The organism is Chitinophaga varians, assembly GCF_012641275.1.
GTDB lineage: Bacteria > Bacteroidota > Bacteroidia > Chitinophagales > Chitinophagaceae > Chitinophaga > Chitinophaga varians_A.
The window spans coordinates 522,543-543,628 of the sequence record NZ_JABAIA010000002.1 but is presented as its reverse complement, the minus strand read 5'-3'; the positions used below and the strand labels follow the sequence as shown (position 1 = coordinate 543,628).

The window sequence follows — 21,086 nt, the reverse complement described above, 5'->3', positions numbered from 1 at the left end:
GGGTTTAAGCACAACGAGGTATTGCACAGGCGTACCTTGTAGTTTTTGGAGTTTTTGGGGTAAAGTGAACTGTATGCCGTTTTCCGGAAACTGCGATACGAAATTACAGCTTCAGCAACACAAAAAGCGTTCTGTAAATACGCATTCTGCGATTACGTATATACACGCAAAGCATAATATCAGAGAGAAGCCCTTAACCGGAGACGAAAAGGCACTTCCATATGCGCTACCGAGCGCTCCAGGACCAGCCGGGCGGCCAGTTCCCCCATCTTCTGAAAATCAGTGGATATGGTGGTAATACCATTGAGAATGATACGTTTCAGCGGTGTTTCGTTGTAGGAAATCACGCCCACATCTGTTCCAACTGTCAACTCCAAAGCGTTGATCTTCTCTATCAGTTTTACCAGGTCGTCTTCCATCAACGTAATATATACCTCGCCTGTATTCACCGGCTCATCTGCTGCATCGTGCAGGATTTTATAGGAGAAGGCATAGTCCTGGCAAAAGCGGGTGAATCCGGTCAACAGTTCCGACGGGATGTAACAGTCATCAGGAAAGATGATCTTCAGCGTATGATACTTGCTCAGTGCAGGACGTGCTTCCCGCAGGGCATTGTAAATATCTTCTTCAAAATTTTCATACACCGCGCCAAAATCACCGGTGATACCATCTACTTTTTTATCCAGTATCACCAGTTTGTCTTTGGGCAATGTATTGATGATCGCATGCGCTTTCTCTCCTCTTTCTGTGAAATGAGGGATGATCACGTAATAGGAATAGTCTTCTCTTTTATTGGTCAGTAATTTTTTGAACAATGCATAATCATTGTTGTAGACATAAAAATCCACGGCCACCTGATCGCCCAAAGCCGCCATGAAAGCATCGTACACGATTTTCTTGTGCGCACTGAGTTTATTGAACAACAGAAAAATACGTGGGATAGCCGGTACTTCATTATCGGGAATAAAGTATCCTTTGCCAGGCACAGACCCCAACACACCTGTTTTCTTCAGGTAACGGTAACCCTTCTCCGCCGTATCGCGGGAGATATCCAGTTCAAAGCTAAGCTCATTGATAGACGGCAGCACGTCCGCCGGTTTGATTTGTCCGTTCTCCAGTCCTTTCAGGATGGAATTGGCCAGCTGCAGGTATTTCGGCGTGGCGGAGTACTCGTCTATCACAATCAGGTCTATCAGTCTGGGTGCTTTCATATCTCAATAAGTTTCAAAAACATATTTACCTTTTATGTTCGTTGAAAAATACATGTAACCATTCTCTATGCCAATCCAGGACAGCCCTCTTACGGGAATAAAACCACCGCTGACAAATGCATCCTGGCCATTCACCTCCACCTTCTGTCCGTCTTCATAAGGGATGGCCACGGCCACCTGCGTTGCAGGCAGCACATTCAGTTCCAGCTTCATGCCGTAATCAGTTTTGGTATACTGCACGGCTATACGTCCTTTGATGGTTTCATGGGCGCAGCCGGCAACAGTGAGCCCGCCGGGCATTGGTTTTACGAGATAACGTTCATAACCGGGCCTCAGCGGTGCTATCCCACATGCATATTGCGACAGCAGCGTAAGCGGACCGCCGGACCAGGCGTGGTTATTGGTACCGCCTTCGTTGTCATCAAACAATTCATTGAGCGTGGTGTACCGGTTATCGATCATTACCTGGTACCGTGATTTCATTCTTTCCAAAGCTTCTCCGGGCGCATTCATGGCAAACAGGCTTTCCAGCACATATTTTTCCATATATGGGCTTGCATGGCGCGTCGTTTTCAACAATTTGATAATGGCCGGATAATCTGTCACCCGGGCGATGCCGGCTATGACAGCCATTGCGTTGGCACGGTCGTCTGTTTCTCCCTGATAATCAGGAGAACGGTAAACACCGTTCCGCAGGCAATATTGCCGCGACGCCTCAGTCACTTTCTCTATTTGTTTTTCGAGCTGTGCTGCATACGTTTTATCCTCACTCAGTGACGCCATGGTCACCACCGCCTTTGCCGCAACAATATACCAGGCGTTGTCCAACAATGAAGCATCGATATTAGTGCCCCAGTCCGGCAGGTCCCATCCGCCTTTGCGGTGAATGACCATGCCGCGTTCATCCGTTTTCCACAGTGACAGGTATCTTTTGACGGCGGGATAGACGTACCGCATCATGGCCGTATCGCCGGTGTACAGGTAGTAGGTTTCCATACCATGGATAGCTGCGAGTATCTGTTGCGGCAGTTCCTGATGCCAGTTGCCGGCAGGAATAGGAGCATACAGACTGCTGTCCGGCGCCTGCCAGTCCACCAGATTTCGTATAGCCTTTCGGGATAGTTGGTTCGCGTTCGTGTCCAGAGCGTAGAACGTCTCTCCTATTTCAGTGGCCACATCGCCCCACCAGAGGGCCCTTTCCCTGTCGGGGCAGTCGAAATAATTATCCCGCATGTTTACATACAAGGTGCGCTGGGCTTTCCGCCACAGTGTATTCAAAGCTGAGTCATTTGAGTGGAAAGATCCCGCCAGCCTGGTATCGTAGCCGCTTTCGCGGTATTGCAGGGAGAGAACTTTCACTGCCGGCGGCATTACATATTTTACGAAATGGCCGTTCATCCAGGCAGGGGTTTCGAATGACTGCTCCCCTTCCCTGGTGATATATTCCGTGCGCACACTGGCCAGTTCGGGATCGCCGGCGGTGAGGTAATTATCTGTCAGCAGCTGTATTTTCAGGCCTGCCGGCGCCGTGACGGTAAATGCCGGCGTTACCTGCGCATTATAAGGCAGGCGGCAGATCAGCGTATCGCCGTTTTTCAGCGGTCCTCCGATATAGTTTTTCAGTTCAGTTTCCCGGAAGAAGGGAATATCCCTTTTTACCAGCTGATGCCAGGGCGCCACCGGCGGCGCACCGAAGTCAGTCACCGGCTGCCACGTTTCAGCACCTGCTTTGCCTGCATCAAAACCGACGTTGGTTTCCGCGAGGCGGAAGTTGGGCTGTATGCCGTCAGGGTTATAATATTCTTTCATCCGGCGGGCCTTCCAGGACGTATTGCTATTGAAGGCCGTGTCTTCACATTGAAACAACAGCGCATTACGACCGCTGTTCTTGTGGGCAAACCCTTCTTTGCCCCAGAACCATGTGATCACGGTGATGGCATTTTCCCCCTTCTGCAGGAAAGGTCCGATATCTATCTCATCGAAGTAGGTGTCCTGCGAGTTGGGACCGCGTTTGAGCTGCCCTTCCCGGAGTACTGTTCTCTCATTGATCACCAGCATATATTTGCTGTCAGTAGCGATACGGGCGATCACCTTTTTTTTCTTTGTGGTACGAACCGCTTTCTGCGTATAGGTGGTCCATTGATTAGGGGTGGAAAGCGTGTCCAGTCCTATCCATCGGGCAGTCCATTGTTCCTGTGCCAGAGAGAACAGTGGCATCAGCAATAACAATAGCGGTATGTATTTTTTTTTCGGCATATCAGGCGTAGTGTTTCAGTTGCACCAGGTCAGCAGGCACAGATTGGGTATTCCAGCTGTCATGTATTACCAGCGCGGCGCCCATGGCGGAAGCCTGGGACACTGTGGCTGCATACACCTCCATTTCCGGAAAAGCCTTTGCCAGCAGTTGCATATAGATGTTATTGCGGGCAAAGCCGCCATCTACAAATAATTTCTTTACTGCTGTATGTCCCAGTACCAGCCGGGTGGCGTGCTGTTGTTGTTTTACCAGCATCATGACCAGATGGTGATAGGCCGCTGTGCTGTTTTCATAACGCGACATTTCCAAAATACTAAATTCCGGCGATTGTGCTAACTGCGCCGTTACCTCCGGATCATAGGGCAGTACTTTATAACTTTGATGATCTTCTCCAAAAAATCCTGCTATCTCCTGCGCAGCTGTTTCATGCGTATGCCCGGCAAACAAACGGGAAGATTTTACCGGCAGCCCGTCGTAGCGGATATAACAGAGGCAGTCCTGCTGCAGCTCTTCCGTGGTAAGGGGTTCATGATTGAAAGGGTTCATGCTGATGCACCACGTGCCGGTAGACAGCAGCACAAACGGCTCGTGGAACTGTAACAGGTAAGGCACCAATGCGGCCGAACTGTCATGTATACCTACGCCCGCCTGTAAAGCATGATGCGCTATATGCACGGGGGTAGTCCTGGTGGCAGGAACGATCGGCGGCAACTTATCGAGCCAACCTTCCCTATCCACCCATGTGTGGTACTGCTTGCGGGCAAAGTCCCAAAGCCCGGTATGACAACCAATGCTGGTCATCTCTGAAAATACCTGTCCCGAGAAGAGGTAACCGAGGAACTGCGGCAGGTGCAGGGCATAACGGGTACGGCTAAACAGCAAAGGCTGCCGGTGACGTATACGGTACAACTGCAACCCTGCATTGAGACTGTCCAAAGCAGGTGAAGCCGTTTCATGGGAGAAGCGTTCACGGTCGCCATAAGTGGCATAAAATCGGTTTGACAGCTCTTCCGGATATGGTTTCAGGTAATTGTACAGCGGACCGGCCGGCGCGCCGCTTTCATCGATATACACAAGACTGGCGCCATAGGCGGACACATTGACCGCTTTTACCTCAAAGGCCTCCATGGCCAATACAGCGGCCAATTGCTGCCGCATATTGTTTATCAGCAGGTGTAAGTCCTCACAGGGGTCGCCGGCTTCATCTGTGGTTTCCTGCATACAGGTCTGCTGCTCAAAGACAATGTGGTATTGTTCATTGAGCAGCAACAGTTTTTTATTGGTTTTGCCGATATCAAAAACAGCTATAACGGGAACGGGCATGTGGAATTTATTTAACCGGCAGATGAATTTACAACCCGGTAGCGACGGCAGTTTTCCCTCTTTCGCGTACCAGTTCGTCGCGCACTTTTGTTTGTCTGAAAACCGCCAGCGGGTCCAGTGCGCCGCCGGCACGGAGACGGGCTTCCGCTATCAGCGGCCGCACATCTGTACGGAAAGCATTTTGCAGGATCTCCTGCGCCAGTACCGTATCGTGATTATTTTGCGCGGCGGCGAGCTGCTCACGGTCCACCAGCAGGGCCTGTGCATAAGCGATGCGGATAGCCTCCACGGATTGCAGCAGGTCTTCCAGCGGGTCTTTTACATTATGGCTTGCATCGATCATCCAGCCCATATCTGTGGCGTGCTGCATATGCCTTGCGTCCATGCCGTCTATCAGTTCGTTGAAAATGAGAAACAGCTGATAGGGCCGTATGCTGCCGACTGTCAGGTCGTCGTCTCCATATTTGGAGTCGTTGAAGTGGAAGCCGCCCAGTTTACCTTCACGAAGCAGCAGGGCCACAATCTGCTCGATGTTGGCATTCGGCAGGTGGTGTCCCAGGTCCACGAGTGTAAAGGCTTTCGGCCCCAGCTTGGAAGCATATAACAGCGACTGCCCCCAGTCGCCCACCGTAGTGGAATAGAAGTTAGGCTCAAAAGCTTTGTATTCAATCAGCAGTTTCCAGTCGTCCGGCAATGACTGATAGATTTCGCCGAAGCTTTCAAGTGCGTAATCGAATGCGCGGCGGAAATTGAGTTGGCCGGGAAAGCAGGAGCCGTCGCTCAGCCATACGGTAAGGGCTTTGGAGCCCAGTTCACGACCGTATTGAATCACTTCCAGGTTATGCGCCACCGCCTGTTGGCGTGTATGCTTGTCCGTGTGAGCGAGGGAACCGAATTTATAGCTGTGCTCCTGCCCTGGCTGGTCCTGGAAGGTATTTGAATTCATGGCATCGAACGCCAGTCCCAGCTGGGAGGCCACTGCACAGATATGTGCCGCATTGGCCGGGATGTCCCAGGGGATGTGCAGGGACACCGCGCCGCTGCCGCGGTTGAGCGTATGCAGGAGGCCGATGTCTTCCAGTTTCTCTTCCAGCGAGCGGGGTTCTCCGCCGCCGGGGAAGCGGCCGAAGCGGGTGCCGCCTGTGCCCAGCGCCCAGCTGGGGATGGCCACCTGGAAGGCGGTCAGTTTGCCGATGATGTCTTCTGTATGGGGTATTTCCTCCCGAAGGGACTGAAGCCTGCGTTGGTGCGTCGCCGTGAGTGGATCATTACAGGCCGCGATCCGATGTTGGTCTATCTGCATACAAACGGTTTTTTATTATCTGACAAAAGCAGCGGCAATACCGCCGTCCACGTTGAGCACGTTGCCGGTAGATTTATGAAGCAGTCCGCCTGCCAGTGCAAAGCAGGCGTTGGCAATATCTTCCGGCAGGATGATTTCATTCAGCAGTGTGCGTTTGGCATAGAATGCGGGCAGTTCGGCCACTGTGATGCCATAGGCTTTGGCGCGGCCTTCCGCCCAGGCGCCTTCCCATATTTTACTGTCGGAGATGACCGCATCCGGGTTGACAACGTTAACGCGTATACGATCTTTTCCCAGCTCTGCGGCGTTGAGCCTGCTAAGGTGCAGTTGCGCCGCTTTGGCCGAGCCGTAGGCCGCATTGTCCGGGCCGCTCATCAGGGCATTTTTGCTGACGATATTGATCACATCGCCACCGAGCTGTTGTTTGCGCATCACCTCCACGCCGGCTTGCGTAACGAGGAACTGCCCTTTTACGAGCACATCGTAGAGCAGGTCCCAATCCGCCTCCGTATGCGCTTCCAGTGGTTTGGAGATAGAGAGGCCGGCACAGTTCACGATCAGGTCCACCCCGCCGAAAGTCAGTGCCGCCTGTGTGTAAGCCTGTTGGATAGTAGCCGGGCGGGTCACATCCAGCAGCGCAGCGGTGAAAGCGTCTTTGCCCACCTGCTGTTCAAACTCCCGGCTGGCGGTTTGCAGGCGTGTTTCATCATTATCGCTGATCACTACTACCGCACCCTCCGCCACAAATTTCCGGGCGATGGCCTTACCGATGCCACCGGCGCTGCCTGTCACCAGCGCCACGCGGCCGCTGAGGGCTTTAGGCTTAGGCATACGTTGCAGCTTTGCTTCCTCCAGCAGCCAGTACTCGATATTAAAAGCCTCCTGCCTTGGTAACGAAATATACTCAGAAATTGCTTCAGATCCACGCATCACATGGATGGCATTGATATAAAATTCTGCCGCCACGCGGGCCGTCTGTTTATCTTTGGCAAAGGTGAACATACCGATGCCGGGCCACAGTATCACCACCGGGTTGGGGTCGCGCATAGCCGGACTGTCATCATGTCTGCACTGCTGATAATATTCCGCATACATCTGCCGGTAAGCTTCAAACAGCGGCGCTATCCGGCTTTTCACCGCCGGCAGGTCGTGCAGGTCTTCTTCCGGCCCGATATCCAGTACCAGCGGGGAGATTTTAGTCCGCAGAAAATGGTCCGGGCAACTGGTGCCCATAGGTGCCAGGCGATGAAGGTCTTTCGCATTGATGAACTCCATGACGTCAGGCACATCCGTAAAATGTCCTACCATCGATTGATAAGAGGAGGCGAAACCCCGCAATACCGGTGCCAGTGCGGCTGCCTGGCTGCGCCGTTTTTCTTCCGGAAGGTGTGGTATCACCGCGCCGCCAAAAACAGCAGGCTGCTGAGATACTTTCGCATGGATATAATCCGCCGCTTTATCGATCACTTCCAACGTATTCAAATAACATTCGAAGGCAGTATCTCCCCAGGTAAACAGGCCATGGGAACCAAGGATAATACCCCGTATACCCGGATGGTCGTGCAGGCATTTCCGTAGTTGCAGCCCGAGATCGAAGCCCGGGCGCTGCCAGGGCACCCAGCCGATAGTGCCTCCGAACAGTTCCTGTGTGATCTGTTCCCCGTTTTTCGCCGCAGCGATAGCTATCACCGCGTCCGGATGCAGGTGGTCGATATGTTTGAATGGCAGAAAAGCATGCAGCGGGGTATCGATGGACGGAGGCCGGGAAGCAGGGTCATACAGGCAGAGATTAAACAGTTCCACCATCTCGTCTTCGAAGGCGATGCCCCTGTATACATTTTCCAGGTTGCGAAGGCGGTCTGTGTATAACGCAGCGAGGCCATTACGTTTCAGGGTGCCGAGGTCGCCGCCGGAGCCTTTTACCCACATCACCTCCGTTTCCCTGCCGGTAAGTGGGTCCGGCACCACGGCTTTACAGGAAGTATTGCCACCGCCATAGTTGGTAAGGCGCAGATCGGCCCCCAGCAGGTTAGAGCGGTATATCAGCAGTGCTACTTCATCGCCGGCCATAGCAGCGGCAGTAGCATCGTCCCATAAATAACTGACATTTTTAAACTGTGTTCTTTCCAGCGACATACAAATATTTATTTAAGAGAGTTTCCGTAACCAACGATTAATACAGAAAGGAGAATAGTGAGATTACCCGCGATAATGGTAGCTTTAGCCCTGCTACTGACGCCTTTCCATTCTTTGAGCACCAGTCCCCACATGTTGGCGATCAGGATGATAAAAGCCATGTGCAGTATCCATGAACTGGCGCCGTTGCCCAGTTTACTTTCGCCCATGCCGTAAAAGAAAAACTGCAGGAACCAGGTGGTGCCGGCCAGCGCCGAAAAAAAGTAGTTGGCCACCAACGGTGTTTGTTTGTTGGTATAATCCCTGTACGAGCGGTTACGCAGGTTCAGCAACAGGCACCAGACCAGGTTGGTGGTGAGGCCGCCCCAGAGTAATACCACATAGGTCACATTGTTCTGGTACAGCGGGTCCAGTCCGCGTGTGACAGCCATTTCCGCCATACTTTTCCCTGCTTCTATCCCATAGACAAAACAGGAGCTGAGGATACCCGATACCACGCCTACTATCAGGCCTTTTATCACGTTGAACTCCGCCACTGTCTTTTTCTTTTCTTCTTCCGGCAGTTCCTTTTCCTTCATCATGCCTGCTTTTCCGCAGATGCAGATGCCTGCGAGGCATACCAGCATGCCGGTAAGGACCACCTGTCCCCAGCTGCTGCCGAGCATATCCGACAGCGATGTTTTCCCTGTTGCGGGGACGATGTTGTAGTATATCGCCGGTACCAACGCTCCGAACACCGAGCAGCAGCCGAGCATCACGGAGTTGCCCAGTGACATGCCCAGGTAGCGGATACCCAGTCCGTAAGTGAGGCCGCCGATGCCCCACAGCAGCCCGAACACGTAGGTCGCTGCCAGCGTGCGCCAGGAAGCCTGTGCAATGAATTCAGCGAATCCCGGCAGGGTAAGCCACGCCGCTACCGGCGGTACTATCAGCCAGGAGAACAGGCCTCCTGCCAGCCAGTACGATTCCCATTGCCAGCCTTTTACTTTTTTGAAGGGCATGTAGAAGCTGCCCGAGGCGAAGCCGCCTATGAAGTGGAATATGATACCTGCGATTACAGCCATGTGGAATTTTTGTATCTGTTTTTACTAAAGTAGATAAATCAGCGGGCCGGGCTGTCATGGACTGTTATGGGACGACCATACGGTGTTCTGTGATACGCGAAGTATCACCTGGATCGGATTTCGATCATTTACAAGTGGTTAACATTTGGAGGGATGGATTGGCGGATATTGCAGGTAACTAAACATTTTTTATATGATTATAAATATGCCCAAGCCTTTTCAATTACGCCAGGAGCTGTTATTATCTCCGTCAGCGTATGTCAGACTTTTTCAAAAAGACCCTCAATCTATTCTGGCAACAAAGTTTGTACCGCCGAAGCTGGGAAGTAATGAAGTGACTGGATATGTTATTGTAAAATTCAAATCGTTAACCCATGTCAGAAAATACCTTTCAACCAATCGATCATCAAAAACAAGATGAGTTATTGACGGAAACCGCTTTGTTAAATCTTCTGGAAACCCAAAGGGAAGAGTTGAAACTCCGCCAGGAAGAAATGCGGCTAAAGTCGCAGGGACAACAAAACGACTATGAAATTTCCAGGGAAAATCTGCGCTTGCAGGCAGAATATCTCAGATCTGCGCCCAAATACATGCTTCGAAATCGGATATTAGTTTTTATTTTATTGGCCATCCTTGTATTGGTTATAGCCAGTGTTTTTGTCTATTGCATATATCTGGATAAAGAAGAGGTTTCGATGCGCATACTTGAACATATCACCACTACTACACTTGGCGTTGGGGGCGGATATGCCTGGGGGAAAGGCCAGAAACCGAAAAGAGAGGAAGCTGTTCCAGGCGAGTTATAGAATTCCTGTTTCAAACGAAGTACAGACAGGCAAAACGATCATCGGAAAAACGAGCTGTCTAGTAATACTTGACAGCTCATTTCCTCAAAACTATCAAATATTTTTTTTTAAATATACCTTTGCGAATCATCCATAATATTTTTAACCCAAAAGAGAAAAGTCATGTTTCACATCACTACCACGGGCAATCAGCCCGCCCTTGTCTATCAAACGGACACAGAACTTACCTCTGTCGACATACAGATAAAACACAACAATATCTGGCTCACGCCAAGGCAGATAGCGACATTGTTTCGGCAGCCCGAAAACGACATCCGTCTTCACATTAATTATATTTATCTTGAAGGAGAAGCTGAGGAAGCAGCCACCAGCAATGGCGCAGATAACTATGCGCTGGACATAGCTATTGCAATAGCTTATCGCATTAAATCCCGGCGGTGCATTCAATTCCGGATGTGGGTGAACCAGACCATCAGCAAGCAACTGACACAGCCGACGACCACCTTCCCTGCCGCGGAAGACGAAACCGCAGCCTTGCAGCGCGTGTTGACCGATTATGCATATGCGTTAGACATACTGGACCAATATGACCATCAGCGTCTGCAAACTACTGGCACCACAGCGGACAATCGCTTCCACATTACCTATCCCGCAGCCATGGAGGCAGTCCATGGCCTGAAGGATAAATTTGGGGGCAGCAGCCTGTTTGGCAATGAAAAGGACGACTCCTTCCGCAGTTCCCTGGCGGTCATTTATCAAACATTCGACGGCAAAGAGTTATATCCCGGCGTAGAAGAAAAAGCAGCGCACCTTTTATATTTCGTGATTAAAAATCACTCCTTTTCAGATGGCAACAAGCGAATCGCTGCTTTTCTGTTTGTCTGGTTTATGGCAAGAAATAATTTGCTTTACCGGGGAGACGGGTCCAAACGTATCGCGGACAACGCACTCGTAGCCATGACACTGATGATTGCAGAAAGTAAAGCCGATGAAATGGACATGATGATTAAAGTAGTGGTTAACCTGATCAATACTTTGAATTGACAAGGATTCAGGCCTCTTCCACCAGCATCTGTTTCCGCAGGTTCATGATCGCGTAGCGCACCCTTCCAAGAGCTGTATTGATACTGATACCGATGGTTTGTGCTATCTCTTTATAACTCAGGTCTGCATAATACCGTAAAATCACGGCTTCCCGCTGTACCGTCGGCAGCTGGTCCAGCAAGGCCCCTATCTCCTGGTTGGTTTCGTGCGTTATCAGGTGATGTTCTGCGCTATGCTCCATCAGATCAAGGCTGTCGCCCATTTCATCATTATAGGGCGCTACCATGGTTTTGCCCCAGGCGCTGGCCTTGCGGAAATGGCTGATACAGCAGTTATGGGCAATCCGTACGGCCCAGGCCAGGAAACGGTTGTTGTCAGCATATTGCCCGCTGTGCAGGGCATTGACAATCTTGATGAAGACTTCCTGAAAAATATCTTCTGCGAGGTCACGGTTGCGTACCAGCAGTACTATTGTTGTATACAATCTGTTTTTATGACGATGTACCAGCGTGGTAAACGCATGGTTATCGCCATCAATATACAGGCGAATTAGTTCGTGGTCGGTAAAATCAGAATACTTGTTCATACACAGGTTTCAAGCGTTAAAAAATAGGTTCAGGAAACGGTCTCCCTCGACAGGGAGACCATTATTTCTATATGCTGGAGGCTATGAGTAATAACCTAGTCTTGCAGGTTCAGCGCCTGCCGAACCTGGCTATAATTTTTCCAGTCCAGATTGCTGGCAGAACGGGCTGCCACACCGCCCGGCACAATCACATAGCGGTACTGATAACGTTTACCGGTTGATGTTGTCTGGGTACTGGGATTACCATTTGAAATAAGGCTGATGGATTTGGAAGCCGCCACATACCGGATCAGCGTTCCGAATTCATCGGTGTAAGGCAACAGCACAATGCTTTGCTGCGAAGCTGTACCCAGGTTGATATACACATTCACCAGGGCATTCGCCAATACAGCGGAATCCAGTTTAGGCGCATTGATGGCCGCGGCGTACAAAACAGTGTCCACGGTACCATCAGGATTGGTGACAGTTTGAGCTCCCTGGAAACGAACATCCAGCCAGCCGGAATAAATAACGTTGGCAGAACCCGGATCTCCGGGATCGCCTTTAGGGCCTTGCGGACCTTGTGTGCCATTGTTACCGGCAGGACCAGCAGGGCCGGCAGGACCATCTTTAGAACAAGACATGAAAAATACTACAGCAGAAAGGACCAGTGCATAGGGCATGAAGCGCTTTACTTGTTTCATCATTTCAATTTTGGTTTAAGTGTTTATTTTGATTGATTTTTTCTACCATACATTCCGCGGACAGGTATCCCCGTATTTATTACCCAGCAGGAAACCGATCATGATCTCATGAGAGCCTTTGCTGACGGTATTCAGGGAAGATGCCGTATAGTCGTAAGAGTAACCGATGTTAAAAGTGGAGTTGATGTTCACCCCAAACATGCCTGCCACGCCGTCGTGCAGCCGGTAAGACGCCCCCGCCCAAAAGCGGTCACGGAACATCATGCGGGCATTCACATCCACGCTGACCGGCATAGCGGTAATAAACTTCACCATCACGGAAGGCAATACATTGATATCGTCGTTTATCCATAAGCGATAGCCCGTCGTGAAAAAGAGATGAGGCACCAGTTTACCGCGGTACACGCTGTCTCCCACCAGCTTACCGTTGTCATAGCCGATATTCTGGGGAATGATATTCTGCGCAGAAAGGCCTGCAAAAAAATCTGCTGAATACAACCACAACCCTGCGCCGATATCAGGGCGCCAGCGGTTCAGGATCCCCGTGCCGCCAATGGCCGGATCGTTAGGGTCCAGGAACCCCACTTTACTGGCATCGAGGCTCACCTGCTGCATACCGAGCGATAGACCTGCGCTCAGACTGGTACGTGGCGACAGGTTGATATGATGTGCATAGGCGGCGCTGATGGAGAAGCGGTTAAGCGGTCCTGCTTTGTCATTCAGGATTGTCAGGCCGGCGCCGGGGTGCGGCGGCGGTGTCGTATAGTCACGCCAGTAAGCCTTGCCCCGTGGGTTCTCGCCCGGCATCTCAAAGCCGGTAGGAGACGCATTGCTGTAATCCGATTTGCGCAACGGCCCGTGCACCGTCAGATAGGTGGTCACCGGCGCACCATTCAATCCTGCCCATTGATGCCGGTGGCTCAGCCGCAGGTCCCAGTAGTTTTCTATTCCTGCCACAGCAGGATTGATGATGAAAGGATTCATGATATACTGTGTGTAGTGCGGCTGTTGTTGTGCCTGCGCCCACATCGTCATCAATCCCATCAGACCAGTTAACACAAACTTTTTCATGACTCAATGTTTTAGGTTAAAAACAGGCCCGCATTACTTCTTCGTTATCGTGAAAGTGGTCCTTCTGTTCTTCTGTCTTCCTTCGGGGTTATCAGACCCGTCAGGCAGTGTATTGGGCTCTATTGGCATGGATGCGCCATAACCCTTGTGGGTAAGGCGGTGAGGGTCTATTCCTTTTTCCACGAGGTAGTCTACGCAGCTCTTGGCGCGGGCTTCGGAAAGACGCTGATTGTAACGCGTGCCACCCTTGCCGTCAGTATGCGCGCTCAACTGTATCTCCATTGTCGGGTTGGCCTGCAACAGCGTTACCAGCTTATCCAGGGAGGCAAATGATTCTTCTTTGAGCGTCGCTTTGTCATAGTCGTAGTATACATTTTCGAGCGTCACCGGCGATGGTGGCGGCACTATCGGCGTCAGGCACAGCTCCGGCGCTGTGATGGCCACGGTATCTTCATTCTGCGGCACCCCGATGTGTTGGGTGCCCTGCCGGTAACCCGCCGCGTTGGCAACGGCCACCAGCGGCTGGTATTCATTCAGCGTAAAGGCGTAACTACCATCGGCACCGGTACTGCGGGTGGTGATGACCTGGTGACTAACGGTATCGATGATACGTACTTCCGCACCGGCAACAGGGGTATTGCTGTTACATGCCACTACGATGCCACTGAGCTGCCGCGCCGGACGGGTCTTGTGCAGGAAGAAAAGTTCCAGGCAACATTCGGCCGCCCTGTCTGTCCCCAGCAGCACATCATCGAGAAGGTTACGGTTGTTGCTGCGGCTGGCGAAGTAAATGTCATCTTTGACGGAGTTGACCGGATATCCCATGTTCACCGGCGCCTGGAAGTTGCCCGGCTCTCCTTTGCTGCTGAAGAAATCGTACCCGCCCATACCGGTGCGGCCGTCAGTGGAAAACACCAGCGTACGGGTGGCAGCGTGATAATAAGGCGCCTGTTCGTTATCTGCTGTATTGATGACCTCACCGAGATTGACGGTGCTCGCAGGCTTACCGGTTTCGTCCAGCGTGGCGCACCACAGGTCAAATCCGCCCTGACCGCCGGGACGGTCGCTGGCATACAACAGGTGTTTGCCGTCAGGCAATACAAAAGGCTGTTGTGTGTTGCTGCCCGGCACATTGATCACAGCGTCCAGTGGCGCAGGTTCGCCCCAGTTATTCCCGTTTTTCCGGGATACCCAGATAGCGGTGCTTTTTTTACCGTGATCTATCTGCCAGCGGGTGATGAACAACTGCTGTCCGTCAGGGCTGACACTGACAGCGCCCTGGTGCAGCGATTCAGGCTGTGCAACCGGCAGCAGCCGGATGTTGGCAGCCTGCCCGTCAGCATAATCTGCGGTGTACACCCTGTTGATGAACCCTTTATTTTTGGCGGGGTCCGGACGGGTGGAGGTAAACAGCAATGCGCCATCTGCCGTCCAGAGCGGCGCATAGCTGGCTCCGGTGGTATTCAGCGCAGCCGGCGCCTTACGTATTTCATAGAGGGAAAGGTCAGACCGTTTTAATTGGGCATTGATAAATGCGAGGTTATTGACTTCCCGTTCAGCGGAAGCACTGTAACTGTCTTTGCTGCCATAGCCCTGCAGAAAGCTATGGAAGGCTTTCTCCGCCTCCTCGTATTTACCGAGGGCACGGAGTGAAACAGCATAGTAGTAGGCTGCCAGCGGGAAATTTTTTCTGTCCGCTTCCAGTACGTTTTCGTAGTGAGGCGCTGCTTTTTCATAGTTATGCAGATTGCGGTAACTCTCTGCCAGTTTATACACAGCCTGCTGCTCACTGCTCACCGGCACCATGTTCTTACGGCTGGCATTCACTGCCGCATAAGGCTTATAGGAATCCTTTCGGAAGGATTTAGTTCTGGTGCCGAGGTATTTTTCATAATACTGGATAGCTGAATTATAATCTTCCTTTTTGTAATATTGATCGGCGGCTTTCAGGTAATCGTAGGTAAACTGCGCCTGTAGCGTCATAGCGACCAGTAACACGGATGCTGTAAAGAATATTTTTTTCATGAGATGTCTGTTACAAGTAGAGATGAATTACAAACGGGGACATACAAATTCCACTTCCGGTGTCTTCACCTTCCTCCGTCCGATAAATGTGAGTGATACTTCAAAGCTGTTGGAACCGCGGGCCATTTTGCTCAGGTCTGATGTGTTGATATCATAGCTCACGCCCAGCATCATGGTCTTATAAATAAAACCGGCATGCGTGGTCACAGCATCTTTGTAACGGTAGTTCAGTCCAAGGAGAAAATCTGTTTCCGGCGCGGCTTTCAGCTGTCCATAGGCGCCGATCATCTTTTCCTGCGCCGGTCCCTGTGCCATAAACAGGAAGTTGGGCGTAATGCTCAGTACGTCCGACAACGTTAGTTTCACGCCGCCATGCACGTTGAAGCGCATCGGAAAACGGGCATCGCCCTTCGCGGCAAACTGGTCCTGCGGACGGGTAAGATGTATCACGGAGAAGCCGCCGTAAATGTTGAACTTCTTGCCTGGAGTAGCGTCATAGTAGAGTGCGCCGGCACCTGCATCAAACGAAAGAGAAGAGGTCCTGGTCAGTATATCCGTTACCGGGTTGCCGGGATTGTAGCCGGTCACCGGGTTCCATTGCTCACCAAAGGTGAGCTTGGAAGGATCAAAACGGCGCTGGATAAATCCCAGCTGCAGACCGAAGTTGAGCTGATGATAATGCGCGGCGTCCAGCTTTACGCCCGTATAGGCGGCGCTGATATAACCGGTGGTGTAGTTATAGCCACCATCGCCGGCGGCCTGGTTCAGTACACTGGCGCCGAAGTTGATATTCTTCGCCGTGGGCACTTCCGCCGTGATGCCGTATGTTTTAAAGGGGCTGATATTTCCCCATTGGGTGCGGTATATCGCAGCAATACGGTAGTCGCCGTCGAAAGCACCGGTGAGGGCCGGATTAAGCCACGACGGATAGGTATAGTACTGCGAGAAATGCGGGTCAGCCTGGGCCATCGCCCTGGAGCAGGCGAAGAAGGCTGTCACTGACATGAGCCATGTTGCAATTTTAGTTCTCATTTTGTGTCCGTGTTTTATGTGAATAATGTTCGTTATCTGATGATGGCCACATACCCTGAAAGCGGCGCAAATCCGTTACGCAGGGTGATGACATAATAATAAGTGCCTACCGGCAGCGGATTGCCTTTAAAGCGGCCGTCCCACGGCTGTGCATAACCACTGGATTCGTATACCCGTTGACCGTAGCGGTTAAATACTTCCACTTTACTGTCAGGATAATCGCTCAGGTTATAGATCACCCATTTGTCGTTGATGTTATCACCGTTGGGAGAGAAAGCATTGGGTGGTACCACCGGTTTCAACACTTTCACAGACATCTGGTCCGTGGCGGTACAGTTGTGTTTACCGATCGCTGTCAGTGTATAAATCTGGTCGTGCATTGCCGGAATAGTGGGCGACAACAACGTTGGGTTGGGGAAGTCTGCGGCCGGCTCCCACCGGAACTTCAGGTTCACGGAATCATTGGCCGTAGGCCTGAAGGTGATCACTGTTCCCTGCGGCACCACAAATGACTGGCCAGCATCGATGACAGGTTGCAGGTACACCACTACTTTGCTGCTGAATGGCGCGGAGGTACAACCTGCGGCATTCGTTACTTTCAGCTGTACGCCATATTCGCCGGGGGAAATATATTTTTTCACCGGGTTCTGCGCGGTGGAAGTAGAACCATCGCCAAATTCCCATGCCCAGGTGGTGATATTGCTTTTATCATCAGTGCTCTGGTCAGTGAAAGTGTTATCTGTACCCTGGCACAGTGTGTCCGGCGCCACTTTAAAGGAGGCCACCGGCTGACCGAAGAAGGCTTCCATCCGTTTGGTGGCCTGTGCGTTACATCCGAAAGCGGAAGTAGCGGAGAGCACCACGTCGAACGGACCGTAGGCGGTGTAGTTATGCAACGGGTCCTTTAATGCAGCAGTGGCGCTGCCATCGCCGAAATTCCACTGCCAGGTGAGGGCTGAGTTGTCTTTGATAGTGGTCAGATTGGTGAACTTCGCGCTACCTTCCGGCATACACACGGAAGCAGGCAGCTGGAAATTCACTTCCGGCAACGGATGTACGGCCACCGGCATGGAGGCGGTGTCGCTCACACACTGTTGATCGCTCACAGCCACCAGCTTCACGGTATAATTGCCATCGGCGGTATAGAGCACGTTAAACGGACTATTGTTGGTGGCCTGCGTTTGCTGGCCTTTGCCATCATCCCACTTCCAGGTGGTGATAGCGCCGCCGCTGATGGTGGACTGGTCCGTGATCACCGCCGGCTGACCAAGACATACGCTGGCCGTAGCGGTAAAGGCGGCCGATGGTTTCGGATATACGACCACGTTAGTGGCCACTGAATCCGCGCAACCGGTGCTGGCGTTAAACACGTACCAGATCTGATGGGTTCCCGGTCCTGCTGCGGAAGGCGTGAAATTACCGGAGGAGTCGGTCGCTGGTCCTTTGTAGTAACCATTGCCGGTCACCCCGTTCTGTACGGTGGCATTGGCCACTTTGATGCTGCCTTTCACGTTCACGCATACACCGGTCACCGGTGCATAGGCCAGCTGCGGCTTCAGCTTAAAGCTGGCTGTGACGGTGGTATCTTTCGTACAGCCTTTATCGGTAGTTACCTGGTATTTGATGGTATAAGTGCCAAACTTCGTATAGGCGTGCGAAGGTGAGGCCAGCAACGAGGTATTGGGATTGGTTGGCGTGGCGTTGGCATCGCCGAAATCCCAGCTGTGGCCCGCGAGTGTCTGTGCGTCCGGCACAGTGGCGGTGCTGTTAAACTGTACAATGCCATCTACCGGCAGACAGTCACCCGGGAACGCGAAGGCTGCATGCGGCTTCGCATATACGGTAATGGTCTTGGTGGCGGTATCGCTGATACACAGATCGCTCACTTTCACCACATGTTTGACGGTATACGTTTTATAGCCGTTATAGGTCATGGATTCCGGCGCATTGGTAGCGGCTTTCTTCACGGAGTCGTTGCCAAAATCCCAGTACCACTCTTTTAAGGGTGCTGTTCCGCCGTAGGTGGAGTTGTCTGTCAGTTTTACCGGCGCGCCTTCACACAGCGACGGTACGTCACTGGCGAAATTAGCCACCGGTTTGGCGGCAGCTGTCACCTGGAAGGCGGTGTCGCCCACGCAACCATCGGTAGAGATCACCGTCAGTTTCACATTGGCCTGTCCCGGCTGGAACACATGATGCACTTCGATGCCGCTATCGAGCGCCGGACCAGGGAACTCCCACTTCCAGCGGCCTATCTTATAATCCGGCTGATTGTTCTCTCCTTTGAAGATGGCGCTGTCCAGCGTACAGCCGCTGTAGGTATAGCTGGATATCGCACGGGGCTTGGTCTTTACGGAAATAGTATAGCCTACCTTTTCGGTATTGGTACAGTTTTCAATGGATGGATGAGTAGACATCACCGTGATATCAAACTCACCGGTGTTGGCGAATTTATAAGAGCCCGGCAAAGTATACTTATAGTAAGTGATACCGTTGATCACCACGGTGGCCACCGGCACAGGATTATTCACCGTCACGTCAGCATTAGGCGTGATAGCGGCTCCCAGCAGGCTCAGTTTCCACACCATTTTGGTAGGCTTATAAGCCATGAGGATAGATAGTTCTACCGGTGTTTGTGTACAGGTAAAATCATTGGTTGCTTTAGAAGTATCAAGTTCGTTGTGAATAGAACCCACTGCGTTGAGGTTGTTGATCAGCGTACCGGCATTGTAACCATAACTTTCCACGCTGCCCAGTCCGTAGGTGGTGGCGGTAAAAGCGGAATCACTGGTCACGATACACTGCGCCTGTGCGGCATTCCAGCGTTTTACCACGACGGAATAACCCGGCATATTGGGATGCGGATATGAAGTGTTGTACAGCGGACTGCCATCGATCAACAGGGAGGTGAGACCGCCTGTCGGAATGATGAGCGTCAGGTAATTGACTGTGATGAACTCACGGTTGTTGCGATAGAAGCCTGTCCGTTTAACCGCCTGTTCTATTGGGCTGAGGTAAACCATCTCCGGATCACCCAGCGGATCACTATTGCCGCAGGAGCCGGATGACGGCATGTATTGTGCTACCAGTATAGGTTTATCGGCCTCAATATAATCGGCCGTTTTACTATTGAACTCATAGTAGGAATTAGCGATCAATGGGCCAGGCATACTGCCGCCATTTAATTTTACAATCGTTGTCGGATCTTTCACCACTACTTTATACATCGAGGTCTGATTGGAAGTAGGGGTGGCAGAATGCGAGTAAGGCGCGGTCAGGTAACGTTTTCCCCATGCCTGGAAGGGGAACACCTGCTGGATATTATTATCACCGCTGCCGCCGCTATTAGTACACGACTGGGCGGTACGGCTACTGCCGGAGAATACCGCTACCGGGTAACATTCACCGGCGGAGTTGCCGATGGACTTCACCGTGGTACCGGTCAGTTCACGGCCTTTGGAGCCGCCGAGGGAAGCACCTACCAGTTGGTAAATATCGCCGCGGTTAAGTGTTACGGTGAACGGAACGCCCGGCGCACGGCCGTTACGCGTCAGTACCGAAGGTTTTATTTCCACCACGGTATTGTTCTGGTTGGCCACCACGAACATCCAGGAAAAACAATCGGAGGCATAGTCCTGCTGGCTGTTGACAGAAATATAGGAGTAGCCCCATGTTTCTTCCGGCATCAGCATGGTAGCACCGGAAGAGGCGCTGCCAAAAATATGGGCATAGGCTACGATAGGCACATTACTCTGAATGTGGATGGATTTGTTGGTAAAGGTACCTTCACCGCCTGTACCGCCGAATGATGGCGGTGGTGAATACAACCGGGCATCGTTGGCGCCTGTTTTAGGTATCAGGTCTGTTGCAATAACCGTGTTGGCAGGGATGTTATAGGTCCTTGTCCACGCGGTGCCGGTGATGCTCACTGTTACCGTAGCGGCCTGTTCGGCGCTCAGGTACAGGATCATCTCCTGCGTGTTGCCCCCTCCCGGTTCCATGAACTGGTGATGTCCGTAGCCAACCCAGAAGTCTTTCCCTTTGTTGGAAAGATTCTGGGCGTGCGAACTAAAGGCTACGAACTGCAACACTAACACAGATATGGTTATGAGACATCGCTGTAGCCGTTGGCTGACAGGATGAGAAATGATTTTGGTTAACATCTTGTACAATTTTTCATCTTGAAATGATTATTGTTTGATGATCATCTTTGACGTTCTTGTCCCATCTTCAAATAAGGCCCGTAACATGTAAGAACCCTGGGCCAGTCCGGAAACCTGTACCATATGGTCTTTCCCCGGTGTGGCTATTCTCCTTACCTGTCTGCCGTCCAGTCCGTAAATGACCAGCTCGCGCAGTTCTTTCACTGACTTCACATGTACGGACACAGAGGCCGGATTGGGATAAGCAGTGATAGACCGGGCGCTGTTAAGCAGACTGTCTATCCCCTGCCGACAGCTGTGGGCTGCTGCATGGGTTATTCCCCCATGCAGCAACGCAGCTGTAATTATGAAAGCAAGCAAGTACTTCATCTTTCTTTCATTT

Annotated in this window: 15 protein-coding genes; 2 read left to right on the top strand and 13 right to left on the bottom strand. The window is 51.8% G+C overall.

Annotated features, from left to right (window positions below):
• Positions 1-179 precede the first annotated feature (179 nt).
• Genes HGH92_RS16785 through rhaT form a run of 6 tightly spaced genes read right to left on the bottom strand, consistent with a single transcriptional unit; the run spans position 180 to position 9,294 of the window.
• Positions 180-1,211, bottom strand: coding sequence for a GntR family transcriptional regulator (locus tag HGH92_RS16785; protein WP_168871928.1), 1,032 nt, complete (start codon positions 1,209-1,211; stop codon positions 180-182).
• Between the two features lie 3 nt (positions 1,212-1,214).
• The gene (locus HGH92_RS16780; RefSeq protein WP_168871927.1) at positions 1,215-3,467 is read right to left on the bottom strand and encodes an alpha-L-rhamnosidase C-terminal domain-containing protein; all 2,253 of its coding nucleotides are present in this window, start codon (positions 3,465-3,467) and stop codon (positions 1,215-1,217) included.
• Position 3,468: 1 nt separating this feature from the next.
• A complete protein-coding gene (locus tag HGH92_RS16775) occupies positions 3,469-4,791 on the bottom strand; it encodes an FGGY-family carbohydrate kinase (RefSeq protein WP_168871926.1) in 1,323 nt (440 codons plus the stop codon).
• A gap of 28 nt (positions 4,792-4,819) precedes the next feature.
• A complete protein-coding gene (locus HGH92_RS16770) occupies positions 4,820-6,094 on the bottom strand; it encodes a TIM barrel protein (protein ID WP_168871925.1) in 1,275 nt (424 codons plus the stop codon).
• Positions 6,095-6,109: 15 nt separating this feature from the next.
• Positions 6,110-8,230 (bottom strand): bifunctional aldolase/short-chain dehydrogenase, encoded by a 2,121-nt coding sequence (locus HGH92_RS16765; RefSeq protein WP_168871924.1) that lies wholly within the window; start codon positions 8,228-8,230, stop codon positions 6,110-6,112.
• Between the two features lie 8 nt (positions 8,231-8,238).
• The gene (rhaT, locus tag HGH92_RS16760; RefSeq protein WP_168871923.1) at positions 8,239-9,294 is read right to left on the bottom strand and encodes an L-rhamnose/proton symporter RhaT; all 1,056 of its coding nucleotides are present in this window, start codon (positions 9,292-9,294) and stop codon (positions 8,239-8,241) included.
• Positions 9,295-9,668: 374 nt separating this feature from the next.
• On the opposite strand from rhaT, the gene HGH92_RS16755 reads away from it, so the two are divergent.
• Positions 9,669-10,100: a hypothetical protein gene (locus tag HGH92_RS16755; protein ID WP_168871922.1), complete on the top strand. Its 432-nt coding sequence runs from the start codon at positions 9,669-9,671 to the stop codon at positions 10,098-10,100.
• 162 nt (positions 10,101-10,262) lie between these two features.
• Positions 10,263-11,144, top strand: a complete 882-nt coding sequence (locus HGH92_RS16750) for a Fic family protein (RefSeq protein ID WP_168871921.1) — start codon at positions 10,263-10,265, stop codon at positions 11,142-11,144.
• Positions 11,145-11,151: 7 nt separating this feature from the next.
• On the opposite strand, the gene HGH92_RS16745 is transcribed toward HGH92_RS16750, so the two are convergent.
• From HGH92_RS16745 to HGH92_RS16715, 7 genes are all read right to left on the bottom strand, one after another.
• The gene (locus HGH92_RS16745; protein WP_168871920.1) at positions 11,152-11,730 is read right to left on the bottom strand and encodes an RNA polymerase sigma factor; all 579 of its coding nucleotides are present in this window, start codon (positions 11,728-11,730) and stop codon (positions 11,152-11,154) included.
• 95 nt (positions 11,731-11,825) lie between these two features.
• On the bottom strand, positions 11,826-12,416 hold the full coding sequence (locus HGH92_RS16740) for a hypothetical protein (protein ID WP_168871919.1): 591 nt from the start codon (positions 12,414-12,416) through the stop codon (positions 11,826-11,828).
• 39 nt (positions 12,417-12,455) lie between these two features.
• Positions 12,456-13,484, bottom strand: coding sequence for a type IX secretion system membrane protein PorP/SprF (locus HGH92_RS16735; protein ID WP_168871918.1), 1,029 nt, complete (start codon positions 13,482-13,484; stop codon positions 12,456-12,458).
• Positions 13,485-13,517: 33 nt separating this feature from the next.
• Positions 13,518-15,509, bottom strand: a complete 1,992-nt coding sequence (locus HGH92_RS16730; RefSeq protein ID WP_168871917.1) for an OmpA family protein — start codon at positions 15,507-15,509, stop codon at positions 13,518-13,520.
• Positions 15,510-15,536: 27 nt separating this feature from the next.
• Positions 15,537-16,541 (bottom strand): PorP/SprF family type IX secretion system membrane protein, encoded by a 1,005-nt coding sequence (locus HGH92_RS16725; RefSeq protein WP_168871916.1) that lies wholly within the window; start codon positions 16,539-16,541, stop codon positions 15,537-15,539.
• Between the two features lie 32 nt (positions 16,542-16,573).
• Positions 16,574-20,704, bottom strand: a complete 4,131-nt coding sequence (locus HGH92_RS16720) for a PKD domain-containing protein (protein WP_168871915.1) — start codon at positions 20,702-20,704, stop codon at positions 16,574-16,576.
• A 27-nt stretch (positions 20,705-20,731) separates the two neighbouring features.
• Positions 20,732-21,073: a T9SS type A sorting domain-containing protein gene (locus tag HGH92_RS16715; protein ID WP_168871914.1), complete on the bottom strand. Its 342-nt coding sequence runs from the start codon at positions 21,071-21,073 to the stop codon at positions 20,732-20,734.
• Positions 21,074-21,086 lie beyond the last annotated feature (13 nt).